This is a genomic window from Paracoccus yibinensis (genome assembly GCF_030846195.1).
Lineage (GTDB): Bacteria > Pseudomonadota > Alphaproteobacteria > Rhodobacterales > Rhodobacteraceae > Paracoccus > Paracoccus yibinensis.
The window spans coordinates 566,498-580,460 of the sequence record NZ_JAVCWH010000003.1 but is presented as its reverse complement, the minus strand read 5'-3'; the positions used below and the strand labels follow the sequence as shown (position 1 = coordinate 580,460).

Annotated in this window: 16 protein-coding genes; 4 read left to right on the top strand and 12 right to left on the bottom strand. The window is 66.8% G+C overall.

The genetic code is table 11. The features are described 5' to 3' along the window. Window positions 1-3: 3 nt before the first annotated feature. Window positions 4-618: a ribosome maturation factor RimP gene (gene rimP, locus RAH32_RS09950; RefSeq protein WP_306607607.1), complete on the bottom strand. Its 615-nt coding sequence runs from the start codon at window positions 616-618 to the stop codon at window positions 4-6. A 124-nt stretch (window positions 619-742) separates the two neighbouring features. Further along, window positions 743-1,729: a prolyl aminopeptidase gene (pip, locus tag RAH32_RS09945; protein WP_306607605.1), complete on the bottom strand. Its 987-nt coding sequence runs from the start codon at window positions 1,727-1,729 to the stop codon at window positions 743-745. A gap of 48 nt (window positions 1,730-1,777) precedes the next feature. Between pip and ubiG the strand changes: the two genes are divergently transcribed. Continuing rightward, window positions 1,778-2,506, top strand: a complete 729-nt coding sequence (gene ubiG / locus RAH32_RS09940; RefSeq protein ID WP_306607603.1) for a bifunctional 2-polyprenyl-6-hydroxyphenol methylase/3-demethylubiquinol 3-O-methyltransferase UbiG — start codon at window positions 1,778-1,780, stop codon at window positions 2,504-2,506. Here ubiG and RAH32_RS09935 read toward each other — a convergent pair. The 3 genes from RAH32_RS09935 to RAH32_RS09925 all read right to left on the bottom strand — a co-directional run bounded on the left by RAH32_RS09935 (window position 2,503) and on the right by RAH32_RS09925 (window position 4,122). Then, the gene (locus RAH32_RS09935; protein WP_103172307.1) at window positions 2,503-2,976 is read right to left on the bottom strand and encodes a MarR family winged helix-turn-helix transcriptional regulator; all 474 of its coding nucleotides are present in this window, start codon (window positions 2,974-2,976) and stop codon (window positions 2,503-2,505) included. The genes ubiG and RAH32_RS09935 overlap by 4 nt on opposite strands. Window positions 2,977-3,088: 112 nt before the next feature. Next, window positions 3,089-3,358: a glutaredoxin 3 gene (gene grxC / locus RAH32_RS09930; protein WP_306607601.1), complete on the bottom strand. Its 270-nt coding sequence runs from the start codon at window positions 3,356-3,358 to the stop codon at window positions 3,089-3,091. A gap of 32 nt (window positions 3,359-3,390) precedes the next feature. Continuing rightward, entirely contained in the window at window positions 3,391-4,122 is a 732-nt protein-coding gene (locus tag RAH32_RS09925; RefSeq protein ID WP_306607599.1) for a double zinc ribbon domain-containing protein, read from the bottom strand. 31 nt (window positions 4,123-4,153) lie between these two features. Between RAH32_RS09925 and RAH32_RS09920 the strand changes: the two genes are divergently transcribed. Together RAH32_RS09920 and hemH are read left to right on the top strand one after the other, a co-directional pair. Beyond that, window positions 4,154-4,993 (top strand): methyltransferase domain-containing protein, encoded by an 840-nt coding sequence (locus RAH32_RS09920; protein ID WP_306607597.1) that lies wholly within the window; start codon window positions 4,154-4,156, stop codon window positions 4,991-4,993. After that, entirely contained in the window at window positions 4,990-6,024 is a 1,035-nt protein-coding gene (gene hemH, locus RAH32_RS09915; RefSeq protein WP_306607595.1) for a ferrochelatase, read from the top strand. The genes RAH32_RS09920 and hemH overlap by 4 nt, the downstream gene beginning before the upstream one ends. 23 nt (window positions 6,025-6,047) lie before the next feature. Here the strand turns inward: hemH and RAH32_RS09910 are convergent, their stop codons facing one another. Continuing rightward, entirely contained in the window at window positions 6,048-6,710 is a 663-nt protein-coding gene (locus tag RAH32_RS09910; RefSeq protein WP_306607593.1) for a L,D-transpeptidase, read from the bottom strand. Window positions 6,711-6,931: 221 nt separating this feature from the next. Here RAH32_RS09910 and dalA point away from each other — a divergent pair, with 221 nt between their 5' ends. Further along, complete coding sequence (gene dalA / locus RAH32_RS09905; RefSeq protein WP_306607591.1) at window positions 6,932-7,444, top strand: divisome-associated lipoprotein DalA; 513 nt, start codon at window positions 6,932-6,934, stop codon at window positions 7,442-7,444. 57 nt (window positions 7,445-7,501) lie between these two features. On the opposite strand, the gene RAH32_RS09900 is transcribed toward dalA, so the two are convergent. The 6 genes from RAH32_RS09900 to hslO all read right to left on the bottom strand — a co-directional run bounded on the left by RAH32_RS09900 (window position 7,502) and on the right by hslO (window position 13,874). Beyond that, window positions 7,502-8,017 carry a L,D-transpeptidase family protein gene (locus RAH32_RS09900; protein ID WP_306607590.1) on the bottom strand — a complete coding sequence of 172 codons (516 nt, stop codon included), beginning with the start codon at window positions 8,015-8,017 and terminating at the stop codon, window positions 7,502-7,504. A 62-nt stretch (window positions 8,018-8,079) separates the two neighbouring features. Beyond that, a complete protein-coding gene (locus RAH32_RS09895) occupies window positions 8,080-9,303 on the bottom strand; it encodes a class I SAM-dependent RNA methyltransferase (protein WP_306607588.1) in 1,224 nt (407 codons plus the stop codon). Next, window positions 9,300-11,144: an ABC transporter ATP-binding protein gene (locus tag RAH32_RS09890; RefSeq protein WP_306607587.1), complete on the bottom strand. Its 1,845-nt coding sequence runs from the start codon at window positions 11,142-11,144 to the stop codon at window positions 9,300-9,302. Before RAH32_RS09890 ends, RAH32_RS09895 begins: the two co-directional genes overlap by 4 nt. Next, on the bottom strand, window positions 11,141-12,274 hold the full coding sequence (locus RAH32_RS09885) for a CCA tRNA nucleotidyltransferase (RefSeq protein ID WP_306607586.1): 1,134 nt from the start codon (window positions 12,272-12,274) through the stop codon (window positions 11,141-11,143). Before RAH32_RS09885 ends, RAH32_RS09890 begins: the two co-directional genes overlap by 4 nt. Next, window positions 12,271-12,864 carry an NUDIX hydrolase gene (locus RAH32_RS09880; RefSeq protein WP_306607584.1) on the bottom strand — a complete coding sequence of 198 codons (594 nt, stop codon included), beginning with the start codon at window positions 12,862-12,864 and terminating at the stop codon, window positions 12,271-12,273. The genes RAH32_RS09885 and RAH32_RS09880 overlap by 4 nt, the downstream gene beginning before the upstream one ends. Further along, window positions 12,861-13,874 carry an Hsp33 family molecular chaperone HslO gene (hslO, locus tag RAH32_RS09875; protein ID WP_306607582.1) on the bottom strand — a complete coding sequence of 338 codons (1,014 nt, stop codon included), beginning with the start codon at window positions 13,872-13,874 and terminating at the stop codon, window positions 12,861-12,863. The genes RAH32_RS09880 and hslO overlap by 4 nt, the downstream gene beginning before the upstream one ends. Window positions 13,875-13,963: the final 89 nt, after the last annotated feature.

Below are 13,963 nucleotides of genomic sequence, written 5' to 3'. Positions count from 1 at the left end.
CACTCACTCCTTGGCATCGGCGTTCTCGCCGTCGTTGTCTTCGGTTTCGATCTCGTCGAAGGCGCTTTCGTCCAGGTTCTCGATCTGGACGCCGGCTTCCTTCTTCTGGCGCAGCATTTCCTTGATCAGCTCGTCGGTCAGGACCAGCTTGGCGTCCGACAGCCAATCGAATTGCAGCCCGATGGTCTGGACCTCGCCCGCTTCCTCGATGTTCAGCAGAACCTCGTCCCCCTCGACCCCGGCCAGAACGCCCTTGAAGCGCTTGCGCCCGTCGATGGGCTGGTTCGTTTCCAACCGCGCTTCGTAGCCCTCGAAGGTCTCGAAATCCTTCATGCGGGTCAGGGGGCGGTCGATGCCGGGGCTGGAGACCTCCAGGTGATAGGCGTCCTCCAGCGGATCCTCGACATCCAGGGTGGCGCTGACAGCCACGGAAATGTCGCCGCAATCGTCCACGTTGATGCCGCCTTCGGGGCGGTCGGCCATGATCTGCAGGGTGGCGGTCTTGCCGCCTTGCAGGCGCACGCGCACCAGTTCGAATCCCAGATCCTCGATCACGGGGGCGATGATCTCGGCCAGACGCCGGTCGATGGCGGTCTTGGCAATCAGATCGTTCGACATGAGATCCCTTCGGATGTGAAAAAGGCCCGTCAAGCGGGCCATGCGGAAAGCGCCGGTGGGCAGGGGGTGGAAGCCTGCGCCGCTGTTGAGGCGGTATTTAGCACAAAAAACGTGATAATCAAGTTTAAAGTGATTTTGCCCGGTCCTGGGCCGCGATCTCGTCCATAACCCTGACCAGTTCCGCCGAGATCCGCGGCTCGGACAGCGCATGTCCCGACGCGGGGATCATGCGCAGATCGCAGCCTTTCCATCCATCCGCCAAGCGCCAGGCAGAGAGAGGTGGGCAGACCATGTCGTATCGGCCCTGCACGATCACGGCGGGCAGGTGTTCGATCCGGTGCCGGTCCCGCAGAAGCTGGCCTTCGTCCAGGAAGCAGCGGTGCATGAAGTAGTGATTTTCAAGCCGCGCGAAGGCACGGGCGTAATCGGCCGGCGCATGGCTGGCGGCGGCCGATTGCAGGCCCGCCAAGGCGTTTTCCCACATCAGCCAGGGCTGGGCATAGCGGCCCTGGCGCCCCACGTCAGCCGAGAACAGCCGCTTGTGATAGGCGGCGATCAGATCGCCCCGTTCCGCTTCCGGGATCGGGTCCCGGAACTGCGCCCAAAGGTCGGGAAAGAACCGCCCCGCGCCGCCGCCATAGAACCAGTCCAGTTCCCCCTGCGTACCCAGGAAGACGCCGCGCAGGATCAGGCCGGTCACGCGCTTCGGATGCGCCTGGGCATAGGCCAGGGCCAGCGTCGCCCCCCAGCTTCCCCCGAACAGCAGGACCGATTCGAGGCCCAGGGTCCGGCGGATCACCTCGATATCCGCGATCAGGTGCGGGGTGGTGTTGGCATGGACCGAGGCCTGGGGCCGCGACCGGCCGCAGCCCCGCTGGTCGAACAGGATCGCGCGGTAATGGGCCGGGTCGAAGAAGCGCCGCATGAAGGGGCTGCATCCCCCGCCGGGTCCGCCATGCAGGACCAGCACGGGCCGGCCTTCGGGGTTGCCGCTTTCCTCGACATAGATCTGGTGTCCGTCGCCCACGTCCAGCATGTGCCGGGCAAAGGCCTCGGCGCCCGGGTGAAGGCGGCCATGTGTCGCGGCGTTTTGTCCTGCCAATCGGTCCATCACCTTACTATAAGGCCTGACAGACCCGCCTGCCAGAAGGACCGGACCATGACAAGCATCGACCCCGCCGAGATCGCCAAGTTCGAGTCGATGGCCGCGGAATGGTGGGATCCCAGGGGCAAGTTCCGTCCGCTGCACCTGATGAACCCGGTGCGGCTGGATTACATCGCCACCCAGATCGCGGGCGAGTTCGGGCGAGACAGGCGCGATCTGCGTCCCTTCGGGGGACTGCGGGTGCTGGATATCGGCTGCGGCGGCGGGCTGGTGGCCGAACCCATGGCGCGGCTGGGCGCCGATGTCGTGGGCGCGGATGCGGCCGAGGGCAACATCGCGGTGGCCCGTCTTCATGCCCGGCAACAGGGGCTTGCCATCGACTATCGCGCCACCACGGCCGAGTCGATGGCGGGCGAGGTCTTCGACGTGGTCCTGGCGCTGGAAATCGTCGAGCATGTGGCCGACCCGGCCAGCTTCATCGCCACCTGCCGCGACCTGGTCCGGCCGGGAGGGCTGGTGATCCTGTCCACGCTGAACCGCACGGCCCGCAGCTTCGGCGCGGCGATCATCGGGGCGGAATGGATCATGCGCTGGCTGCCGCGCGGCACGCATGACTGGTCGCGCTTCATCACGCCGGACGAACTGGCGGGGATGGCCGGCGGCGCGGGCCTGTCGGTCCTGGACCGCCGGGGGATGGTCTTCAACCCCCTCAGCTTCGGCTGGTCGCTGTCGGATCGCGACCTGTCGGTGAACTATATCCTCACGGCGCGGCGAGAGGCCTAGTCGTCCTCGCCTTCCAGCCGGATGCGCAATTCGCGCAGGACGGGCAGGGCGGTGCGCACCTTGTCGGCGCCGATGTCGCGCACCACCTCGGCGATCAGGGGCATGAAGGCGGCGATGGCCGCGTCCCGCGCCGCCCGGCCCGCCGGGCTGATCGACACGAACTTGCGCCGCGCATCGTCCCAGTCGGGGCGGATATGGACATGGCCCGCCCATTCCAGCCGCGACAGCGTGTTGGTCATCGCCCCGCGCGTGACATGAAAGGCCTGGGCCAACTGGGCGGGGGTGCGTTCCTCGTTCACATGCGCTAGCAGGTTCAGGACCGAGAAATGCGAGATCTGCATCCCGCGCGGCAGGGCCTTGCCGATCAGGTTGCGCGACAACTGCTCGGCGATCAGCACCTCGGCGAACAGGCTTGCGGCAAGCCGGTCGTTGGCCTTGGGGCGGTCGGTGTCGGTCGCGGATAGGGGCATGGATCCAGATGGGAAATGGGTGGGGTCGCGGGCGGGGCGAAGCCGAGACCGTGCCCCGCCCGACAGCCCTTGGTCAAGTCCGACAATCGCCGGACCTGGCGTCATCGCACGGTCAGGCGGCACCTGCCAGAAGGCTTTCCAGCTTGCCTTGGCGTTCAAGGTCGAACAGGTCGTCGCAGCCGCCCACATGGCGGTCGCCGATGAAGATCTGCGGGACCGTGCGGCGGCCATGGGCGCGCTGGGTCATCTGCGCGCGGACCGACGGATCGGCGCCGACGTCGATTTCGTCATACTGCACGTTCTTCTCGCGCAAGAGGCCCTTGGCGCGGATGCAGAAGGGGCAGGTGCGCGTGGTATAGATGGTGATCGCGGGCTGGGTCATGGGGTGCGGTTCCTTTCCTTGTGACCCCATACCTAGTCATCCTTGACCGCCCTTGCCAGAACCGCGACCGAAACCGGCCCCGATCCCGCTGCCAGAAGCGCATCCGTCGCCGCAGCCATGGTCGCGCCGGATGCCATCACGTCATCGACCAGCAGGACGGGACGACCCAGCACCGCCTCCACCCGCCGGGGATTCACGGCAAGCGCCCCGGCGATGTTGGCGAAACGGTCGCCGACGCCGCGATGGTCCTGCCCTGGCGTATGGCGGCATCGCAGCAGCAGGTCGGGCAGATGCAATGACTTGTGGCTCCGCGCCACCCGCCCGGATATCAGCGCCGCCTGGTTGTATCGCCGCTTCAGCAGCCGCCGCAGATGCAGCGGGATCGGCGCCACGATGGTGTTGGCGTCGATCAGGGGCGCCGCCGCGCGGGCAAGCCATGCCGCCAGCGCAGGCGCCAGATCCGGCCGGTCGCCATGCTTCAGCGCCAGCACCAGCCGCCGTCCGGTGCCGGCATAGACCATCGCCGCCCGCCCGCGCTGCCAGGGTCGGGCCATCGCCAGGCAGTCGTCGCAGGTCAGCAGGGGATCGTCCGCGCCCGTCCCGTCGTCGGGCAGCGGCACCCCGCAGCGGGTGCAGGCCGCGCCGGTGATGAAGCGCGTCTCGGGAAAGCAGGCCGGGCAAAGCTGGCCCGGACCCTCGCCCGCCACGGGCGCGCCGCAGGCCACGCATTGCGGCGGATACAACAGGCGCAACGCGCCTTTCATCGCCCCCTGAAGCACCCTATGTTCCACCCCCATGAAACTGCCCCATGACACCCGCCCGACCCTGACCGACCGCCCCGCGCTGCTGCGCCAGCGGGACCGGGCGAATCGCTGCGGCTTCGCCGATATCCTGCACCAGCTTGCGGCTGACGAGCTTCAGGATAGGCTCTCCGAGATTAACAGAAGGTTTACCGCGCCCGCCGTCGTGACAGGTTTTCCCGGGTTCTGGGCGCAGATCTTTCCCGATGCCCGCATCATTTCCGATGACCCCGTCCTTGATCTGCAACCTGGCGCGCATGATCTGGTCATTCACGCCATGGCGCTGCACTGGGCCGATGACCCGGTGGGCCAGATCGTCCAGTGCGCCCGCGCCCTGCGCGAGGACGGGCTGTTCATTGCCGTCTGTTTCGGGGGGCAGACCCTGCAGGAACTGCGCGCCGCCCTGGCCCAGGCCGAGGTGGAACTGACCGGCGGGCTGTCCCCTCGCATCCTGCCGATGGGGGAAATCCGCGACATGGGCGGGCTGCTGGGCCGCGCCGGACTGGCCCTGCCGGTGGCCGATCTGGTCACGCAACGGGCCAGCTATCGCGACCTGATCCACCTGGCCCATGACCTGCGCGCCATGGGCGAGGGGAATGCCATGGCCGGCCGCCTGCGCCGCCCGACGGGCCGCGCGGTCTTTGCCCGCGCCGCCGCGATCATGGCCCAGCACCATGCCGACCGCGACGATCCGTCCCGTATCGTGGCGACATTCGATCTGGTCTTTCTGACCGGATGGTCGCCCTCGGACACGCAGCCGAAACCACTGCGGCCGGGATCGGCCACGACACGACTTGAAGACGCGCTGAAAGAAATCAGGACCAGGAAGACATGAAGCCAGCCCATGCGCCCGCAGACCACCCCTCGATCCCGCCGAAGAAGACCGGCATCCTGATCGCCAACCTGGGCACGCCGGACGGCTATGACTATTGGTCGATGCGCCGGTACCTGAACGAATTCCTGTCCGACAAACGCGTCATCGACTATCCGGCCTGGAAATGGCAGCCGCTGCTCCAGGGCATCATCCTGACCAAGCGGCCCTTCACCTCGGGCAAGAACTACAAGCTGATCTGGAACGAGGAAAAGAACGAAAGCCCGCTGATGACCATCACCCGGTCCCAGACCGAGGCGCTGCGCGAGCGTGCCACCGCCGAATGGGGCGACCAGGTGATGGTGGAATTCTGCATGCGCTATGGCAACCCGTCCACGCAGGACGTGCTGGACCGCATGGTCAAGGCGGGCTGCCAGCGGATCGTGTTCCTGCCGCTCTATCCGCAATATGCGGGCGCGACCTCGGCCACGGCGAACGACCAGCTGTTCCGGGCGCTGATGGCGCAGAAATGGCAGCCCGCGGTCCGCACCTGCGAGCCCTATTTTGACCGTCCCGATTACATCGCGGCCCTGGCGGCGTCGGTGCGCCGGACGCTGGGCGACAAGGTGCCCGCCAAGCTGGTCGCCAGCTATCACGGGATGCCCAAGCGTTACCTGCTGGAGGGCGATCCCTATCACTGCCAGTGCCAGAAGACCTCGCGCCTGCTGAAAGAAGCGCTGGGCTGGCCCGACGGCGTGATCGACACCACCTTCCAGTCCGTCTTTGGGACCGAGGAATGGCTGCGCCCCTATACCGTCGAACACGTGGCCGAACTGGCGAAACGCGGCATCACCGACATCGCGGTCATCTCGCCCGCGTTCTCCTCGGACTGCATCGAGACGCTGGAGGAGATCAACGGAGAGATCCGCGAAAGCTTCGAACATGCGGGCGGAAAGGAGTTCACCTATATCCCCTGCCTGAACGACGACCCCCAGCATATCGAGGTGATGCTGGAGGTCGTGCGCGAAAACCTGGCCGGCTGGATACGGGCATAAGACAGGGGGCCGATTGGCCCCTGTCAGATCACCAGGACCTGCGTGCCGATCTTTGTCAGCTCGTAGAGTTCCTTGATGTGTTCGTTGTACAGCCCGATGCAGCCGTTCGACGATTTGCGCCCGATCTTGCGCGTGTCGTGGGTGCCGTGGATGCGGTAATACTGCCAGGACAGCCACAGGGCATGGGTGCCCAGGGGGTTGTCGGGGCCGGGGCCCACGAAATCCGGCCATTCAGGGTTGCGGGCCTTCATCTCGGGCGTGGGGGACCAGCTTGGGCCTTCCACCTTCTTGATGATCTCGGTCCGGCCGGTGCGGGTCAGGTCCGCGCTGACCGGGATGGACGAGGGATAGACCCGATAGGTGCTGCCGTCTTCCGACCAGAAATGCAGCGCGCGCGAGGTCAGGTCGCACAGGATCGCGCCGTTGGTCAGGGTTTCGAAATGGGGCTGCCAGCTTTGCGCGGAAAAGCTGGAGATGTTGTGGCGCTGATCGGCTGCGGGATCGTATTGCACCGCCCCCGCATCGGGGGTCGCGCCAGGCATCGCGCCGGGGGCCGTGTTATAGATCGGCTGGCCCGTATAGGGGTCGATCTGCTGGGCAAACGACGGCAGTGCCAGACCCGCCGCGCCCAGGGCTGCGGCCGAACCCAGGAAGGTCCGGCGATTGATTGCAGATGACTTGCTCATCTTCACATGTCCTTCGAAGGATGGCCGTTCTTGCTGGACGGCCTTGACCACTCCGCCTCATGCGGCAGGAGGTTTCTATAAGCCGGGGCAGCGATTCCATCAATTCAAAGTGCCGTGGACGCGCAGATGTCACAGCGGCGGTTTTCACGAATTCGTGGGTTTGATCGGTCGGGCGCCATTCGATAGATCTGCGCACAAGAAAAAAGAGGGATGGCGGAAAAATGCCGAATTTCAAGGTTATCGCGGCCCTGTCGCTGATGGCGCTGGCGGCGTGTCAGCCGCGCAGCCTGCCTCCGGTCGCGCCGGACGGGCAGGCGATGCCCACGGGCAACCAGATCAGCGCCGCCGAGGAGCAGCAGATTCCGATTCGCGTGTTGCAGCAAATCAACACGTTGCGTGCAAACATCGCCGTGCCGCCCCTGACGCTGAACCCGCAACTGTCGGCGGCTGCCCTGGCGCATTCGCGCGACATGTCGGCCCAGAACCGGGCCTGGCATTGGGGGTCGGACGGATCCTCGCCCTTGGACCGGGCGCGGCGGGCCGGCTATTTCGGCAATGTCGTCGGCGAGAACATCTCGGAGTCCTACGAAAACGACATGCAGACGCTGACTGCCTGGATGGGCACCCGCGACACGCGCGATGTCATCATGGACCCGTCCGCCACGAATTTGGGCTTTGCCTGGTATCAGGAACCCTCGGGCAAGCTGTGGTGGACGCTGCTGACCGGCAGTTGAACGCAAAAGGCCCCGGCTCGTCCGGGGCCTTGTCCATTCCGGCGCGGATGTCCCGGATCAGGGATTGATGACGATCGGCACGCCGGGGCGCAGCATCGCATAGACTTCCTCGATCTCCTCGTCCTTGACGGCGATGCAGCCTGCGGTCCAGTCGCGGGTCTTCTGCGCGAAACGGTTGCCCTCTGGTCCCCGCCCGTGGATGAAGATGTCGCCGCCCGCGTGTCGCCCCAGGGCGGTGGCCAGGGCCGCGTCGCGTTCATTGGGATAGGACACGCCGACCGACAGGTGATAGCGGCTGCGCGGATTGAAGCGGTCGATGTAATAGACACCCTCGGGCGTCTTGCCATCGCCTTCGAACTGCTTGTGGCCGACGGGCACGTTGCCCAGGCCCACGTCATAGGATTTCAGCACGGTCGTGCCGTGCAGAAGATACATCTTGCGGTCGCCCTTGTTGACCACGACCTGGGTCACGGCGGGGCCGTTATACGCCCTGAACTTGCTTTCCGGCTTGCCGCAGGCTGCCACGAAGGCAAGCAAGGAAAATGCGACGGCGCGGCGCGTTGGCTTGAACATCACTGCCTCTGACATTTTTGGTTTTTTATGGCCGTTTCATATCACAGACCAGTGTGATCTGGCTAGGTTCTGACGAATTCCGCCACCGTTTCCACATGGGAGGACCATCGGAACTGGTCGACCACCCACAGCCGGTTCAGCGCAAAACCGCCATTGGCAAGAAGCTGCGCATCCCTTGAGAAATTCACCGGATCGCATGCCACGAACGCGACCTTGCTGATCCTGGAATCCGCGATTTCACGGGCTTGCGCCTCGGCACCCGCGCGGGGCGGGTCGATCACGATTACGTCAAATCGATTCAACTCATCGGCCAGCATGGGTCGGCGGGCAAGATCGCGAATCTCGGTCGTGATGCGATCCAGGCCCGGGGCGCTCCGCCACCCGGCATCCAGAGCGGCAAGCGGGGCTGCCAGGCCTTCGACCGCATGGACAGATGCCCCCTTGGCCAAGGGCAGCGAAAACGTCCCGCACCCTGCGAACAGATCGACGATTCGCGTTGCACCTGCCGTGACGGCCTGCACCCCGGCCAACAGTGCAGCCTCTCCCTCAAGAGTCGCCTGCAAGAAGCCGCCGGGCGGCGGCACGACCCGCGCAGAACCCATGAGGAGGGCGGGCGGACGACGGGTGATCGACTGGCCGTCCCAGGTCAGCCGCGCCAGATCGCCTTCCTCCGCCAGCGCGGCAAGGGTCTGGAACAGCGCAGGTTCCATCGGCTTGCCACCGGTTACGGACACATCCAGTCCGGCAGGACCGTGGATCACAGTCATGGACAATTCGCCGCTGCGCGAGGCGCCAGCCACGGTGATCCGCCGCAGCAGGGGCAGGGCGGCCGTGATCTCGGGGCGCATGACGTGGCATTCGGCAAGATCCACGATCACATCCGACGCGCGGGCGTGAAAGCCCACCAAGGCGCCCTTCTTCGTGCGCCTGCCCGACAACACCGCCCGCCGCCGCGACCGAGGAGGAGAGACATGCACCCCCTCGACGGGTGCGGGCAATCCGCGTGCGGCCAGGGCCGTTTCGACCACCCGGCGCTTCCAGGCGGTCATGAAACTGTCCGAAGCATGCATCAGCGAACAGCCCCCGCAGGCGCGGTAATGCGCGCAGACTGGCCGCACCCGGTCGGGCGAGGGCGTGACGATACGAGGGGCGGCGATGCGCCCCCCTTCGGCTTCGCCCTCGATCTGTTCGCCCGGCAGGGTCAGGGGGGCCAAGGCCCGGCCGGCCGGCCCCACGGATACGCCATCGCCGCGGCGGCCCAGGCGTTCGACATGCCAAAGGCTCATTCCGCCGCTTCCTCGGTCCCCAGGAAGCCGCCCGATTGCCGGTTCCAGTAGCGCGCGTAAAGCCCGCCCCGCGCCAGCAGTTGCCCGTGGCTGCCCTGTTCGACGATCCGGCCCGCATCCATGACGATGATCCGGTCCAGTTCGGCGATGGTGGAAAGCCTGTGCGCGATAGCCAGCACCGTCTTGCCCTTCATCGCGCGGGACAGGGCGTCCTGAACTTGCGCCTCGACCTCGCTGTCAAGGGCGCTGGTCGCTTCGTCCAGGACCAGGATCGGGGCGTCCTTCAGGAAGGCGCGGGCAAGCGCGATCCGCTGGCGCTGCCCGCCCGACAGCTTGACCCCGCGTTCGCCCAGATGCGCGTCATAGCCCTTGCGGCCATGGTGGTCCTGCAGGGTCAGGATGAAGTCATGCGCCTCGGCCGCCTTGGCGGCGGCTTCGATCTCGGACTGCGAGGCGCCGGGGCGGCCATACAGGATGTTGTCGCGGGCGGATCGGTTGAACATCGCGGTTTCCTGCGTGACCATGCCGATCTGGCGGCGCAGGCTTTCCTGGGTCACCTCGCGCAGGTCGTGCCCGTCGATGCGGATCGCGCCCTTTTCCACGTCGTAAAGCCGCAGCAGCAGGGCCACCATCGTGGACTTGCCAGCGCCCGAAGCACCGACAATGCCGACCTTCTCGCCCGCGCGGATATGCAGGTCGATGTCGGCAAGTCCACCGTCATCGCGGCCATAGGCAAAGCCCACGTGATCGAAGTCGATGCGACCCGCCACCCGTTCCAGGGGCGTGGCATCGGGCGCGTCGGTCAGGGCATGGGCGGGGGACAGGGTCTTCATGCCATCCTCGACCTCGCCCACGCTGCCCCAGATGCCCATCAATGCCATGCTGACCCAGCCGGTCATCTGCGACAGCCGCATGGCGATCGCCCCGGCCGCCGCCACATCGCCGGGCGTGGCCTGCCCCTGGCGCCACAGCATGATCGAGCCGCCGACCAGGATCACCGGCAGAATGCCCGCGATTACCATCAGCGACATGCGGAAGGTGCTGCTGACCACGCCGAAATCCAGCGCGCGTTCGCGGAAACCCGCCATGGCGCCCAGGGCCGCGCGATCCTCGTGTTCGGCATGGGCGAACAGCTTGACGGTCTTGATGTTGGTGATGGTATCGACGACCTGGCCGGTGATCATCGCCCGGGCGGATGCGCGGGCCCCGGATTTCGCCCGGATGCGCGGCAGGAAGAAGCGGATCAGGCCCAGATAGGCCAGCATCCACAGGATCAGCGCGACCGCACCCCAGGTATCCACCGACACCAGGAATGCCGCCGATCCCAGGACGGATGCCAGCGCGAAGGCCACCACGTTCACCATCTCGGACGCAACATCCGTGACGGCGCGGGCGGTCTGCATCTGCTTCTGCGCCAGCCGCCCGGCAAAATCGTTGTCGAAGAAGGCGACCGAATGGCCCATGGTCCAGCGGTGGATCCGCGACAGCACCAGCGGCAGCACATTCGGTCCGATGATGACGCTGGAGGTCGCGGTGGAAAAACCGAAGATCAGCGGCCGCACCAGCAGGAAGAACCCGACGAAAGCCGCGACCAGCAGGCCGTTCTGCCCCCAGAAGGCGCCAGGATCGCCCATGGCTATGGCGTCCACCACCCAGCCCAGCAGGACGGCCGCCACCACATCCGCAACACCCCCCAGGGCCGAGGCGATGCCCGCCAGCCCAAGCCCGCCCCAAGCCCCGGACAGGCACCAGCGGAAAAAGGCCAGCAGCGTGGCGGGCGGCGGTCCATCCGCCGGGCGGAAGGCGTCGATCAGGCGGCCAAGGCGGTGGTGCAGGGTCATGCGGTCTCTCCGGCCAGCAGGGCGATGTCGATCAACGCGGGCGCGGGCATAGCGAAGCCCGAATCGATCCATGCATCTTCGGCAGCCTTCAGAGCACGGCCCAGGGCGGGGCCTTGCAGATGCGGTTGCAGGTCGGATGCGGCAATGGGCAGGGGGCGGGCGGCGGCCCGCGCCTCGGCCCAGCCCTCGCGCGGGCCGGAGGTCTGAACCAGTGCGGCGGCGGCATCGGCCAGATCGGCGCGCAGATGAAAGGCGATGCGGTTGAACGACCAGCCTTGCGTCAGGGCGGTCACAAGCGCGCGGTGGTCGCGCGCCTCGTTCCGGGACAGGCGCAGGGCATCCGCAAGGTCTGCCTGCGACAGCGCCGCCAGCCGCGCCAGCCATGGCGCAGGGGATTGCAGCCCGTAAAGCCTGTCGGGCGTCGCACCGGGCAGAACCTTGTCCAGAACACCCGTCTGCTGCATCAGCCGGACAGCCGGAACAGGATCCGGTGCCGCCAGCAGCTTGCGCAGTTCCTGCCCGATCCGTTCGCGCGAAATCCCCCCAAGCCCGTCGCGCCCGTCGCGGCAGGCCGCCACAGCGGCGGGATCGGCCTCCCGGCCATACCAGGCCAGGAAGCGGAAGAAGCGCAGGATGCGCAGATAATCCTCGGCAATGCGTTGCGCGGGATCGCCCACAAAGCGCAGTCGCCGGGCGCGCAGGTCGTCCAGTCCCCCGACCGGGTCGATCACCGTGCCATGCCGGTCGGCGTAAAGCGCGTTCATCGTGAAATCGCGCCGGCGCGCGTCCTGGTCCAGATCGTCGGAAAAGGCCACCACGGCATGTCGCCCGTCGGTTTCGACGTCATGGCGCAGGGTCGTGACCTCGAACCCCCGGCCGTCCGACACAACCGTCACCGTGCCATGGTCGATCCCCGTCGGCACCGGCTTAAGGCCCGCCGCCTGGGCCAGTCGCATCACCACCTCGGGCGGTGCATCGGTCGCCAGGTCCAGATCGCCCACCGGTTCGCCCAGAAGCGCGTTCCGAACCGCCCCCCCGACCAGCCAGGCGCGATGCCCGCCCGCCTCGATGGCGTCGAAGACCGATTGCAGCGCGGAATCCTGCATGACCTGTTCGGGAATCCGGGTCACGCCCTGATCCTTCTGGCCAAACCCAGCAGGATCCTCGCGGTCGCGCCCCACAGGTAATAGGGACCGAAGGGCGCCGCGTGATAGCTGCGCCAGCCCTCGCGCCAGCGCCGGCGCTCGATGCGGTAGCTGGACGGGTCGGCGACATGAACGAAGGGCAGGGCAAAGGCTTCCTCGACCTCGCCGGGTTCGGGAAGGGGCTGGAAGGCGCCCCGGATGATGCCGATCACGGGGGTCACGGCAAATCCCGTCACGGTGCGGTGCGGTGGCAGGGTGCCCAGCAGATCGACCTGAGCGGCATCCAGGCCCACTTCCTCGCGCGCCTCGCGCAGGGCTGCGGCGATTTCATCCGCATCGGTCGGATCGACCTTGCCGCCCGGCAGCGCGATCTGGCCCGGATGATGACGCAGACCCGAGGCGCGCTTGGTCAGGATCAGGCGGCCGTCATCCTCGTGAAACGCGGCCAGCACCCCGGCCGGGCGCAGGGAACCCGGCGGCGGGGCCACGTCCGGGTTCAAGTCGTAATCGGAACTTGGCCCTGCCGGAACCGACAGGGCCTGACGCAGACGGTCTTCGGACCAAGCCGGGATCACTCGGCCGCCCTGTCGGGCAGGGGCTGGCCTTCGGCATCCACCGTCGCCTCGAACCCCAGGCTGTGCGGGTCGAATTCGTAATGCGCGCCGCAGAACTGGCAATCGGCGGTCACGATGCCTTCATCGGTCGTCATGTGCGCGATGTCCTTGGCGGAATAGATCGACAGCGTTTCCCGAACCCGGTCGGAGGTGCAGGAACAGCCGAATTCAACCCGCTGCGCGTCGAAGACACGGGGTTCTTCCTCGTGGAACAGGCGCAGCAGCAGGTCGGTCGGCCCGACCGAGGGGCCGATCAACTCCAAAACCTCGACCGTGTCCAGCAACATGTTGGCGCGGTTCCAATCCTCGGATTCCGCGCCTTGCAGGATGTCGGCAGCCTGGATCAGCCCGCCTTCGCCGCTTCCCCCTTCGCCCTGCATCGGGGTGGCCGGCAGGGTTTGCAGCATCACGCCGCCGGCGCGCCACCGGCTGTCCTGTCCCGACAGGCGGGATGCGCCGCTGGCCAGTTGGAACCGGGTCGGCAGCTGTTCGGATTGCGCGAAATAGGTCTGTGCGCAGGCCGACAGCGACCCGCCCGCAAGCGGCGTGATCCCCTGATAGGGCAGCGAGCCCTGGCCTTGGTCGATCAGGATGGCGAAATACCCCTCGCCCACCTGCTCGAAGGGCGGGCGGCTGTCCAGGCGGTCGGCATCGAAACTGGCCCAGGCGCGAATGCGGGCGGGGGCGCCGTCCTGCTGGGGCGCGAAATAATCGGCAGCCAGCGTGCGGATCGCACCGTTGCCGCGGACCTGCAGGCTCAGCTTCCAGCGCAGCTTGACGGTCGGGCCGATCAAGGCCGCCAGCAGCGCCAGTTCGGCAACCAGGGCACCCACCGGCGCGGGATAGTCGTGGCGCGACAGGATGTGATCCAGCACCCCGTCCAGCCGGGCAACGCGGCCGCGAATGTCCGAACGGTCCAGCTGGAACGGCAAAACCGTGTCGTCCCACGCGATCTGGTTGATCTTGCTCATGCGATATTCCTGAAATCTGGGCAGGCCCGCAGGGGGGCGGGCCGGGTCGCGCCCAATATAGGAACTTTGCGGGCGATCCCAAGGGGGTG

Bases quoted from the DNA above. Each gene is read 5' to 3' on its own strand.
- rimP (WP_306607607.1), bottom strand. From the start codon at position 618: ATGTCGAACGATCTGATTGCCAAGACCGCCATCGACCGGCGTCTGGCC.
- pip (WP_306607605.1), bottom strand. From the start codon at position 1,729: ATGGACCGATTGGCAGGACAAAACGCCGCGACACATGGCCGCCTTCAC.
- ubiG (WP_306607603.1), top strand. From the start codon at position 1,778: ATGACAAGCATCGACCCCGCCGAGATCGCCAAGTTCGAGTCGATGGCC.
- RAH32_RS09935 (WP_103172307.1), bottom strand. From the start codon at position 2,976: ATGCCCCTATCCGCGACCGACACCGACCGCCCCAAGGCCAACGACCGG.
- grxC (WP_306607601.1), bottom strand. From the start codon at position 3,358: ATGACCCAGCCCGCGATCACCATCTATACCACGCGCACCTGCCCCTTC.
- RAH32_RS09925 (WP_306607599.1), bottom strand. From the start codon at position 4,122: ATGAAAGGCGCGTTGCGCCTGTTGTATCCGCCGCAATGCGTGGCCTGC.
- RAH32_RS09920 (WP_306607597.1), top strand. From the start codon at position 4,154: ATGAAACTGCCCCATGACACCCGCCCGACCCTGACCGACCGCCCCGCG.
- hemH (WP_306607595.1), top strand. From the start codon at position 4,990: ATGAAGCCAGCCCATGCGCCCGCAGACCACCCCTCGATCCCGCCGAAG.
- RAH32_RS09910 (WP_306607593.1), bottom strand. From the start codon at position 6,710: ATGAGCAAGTCATCTGCAATCAATCGCCGGACCTTCCTGGGTTCGGCC.
- dalA (WP_306607591.1), top strand. From the start codon at position 6,932: ATGCCGAATTTCAAGGTTATCGCGGCCCTGTCGCTGATGGCGCTGGCG.
- RAH32_RS09900 (WP_306607590.1), bottom strand. From the start codon at position 8,017: ATGTTCAAGCCAACGCGCCGCGCCGTCGCATTTTCCTTGCTTGCCTTC.
- RAH32_RS09895 (WP_306607588.1), bottom strand. From the start codon at position 9,303: ATGAGCCTTTGGCATGTCGAACGCCTGGGCCGCCGCGGCGATGGCGTA.
- RAH32_RS09890 (WP_306607587.1), bottom strand. From the start codon at position 11,144: ATGACCCTGCACCACCGCCTTGGCCGCCTGATCGACGCCTTCCGCCCG.
- hslO (WP_306607582.1), bottom strand. From the start codon at position 13,874: ATGAGCAAGATCAACCAGATCGCGTGGGACGACACGGTTTTGCCGTTC.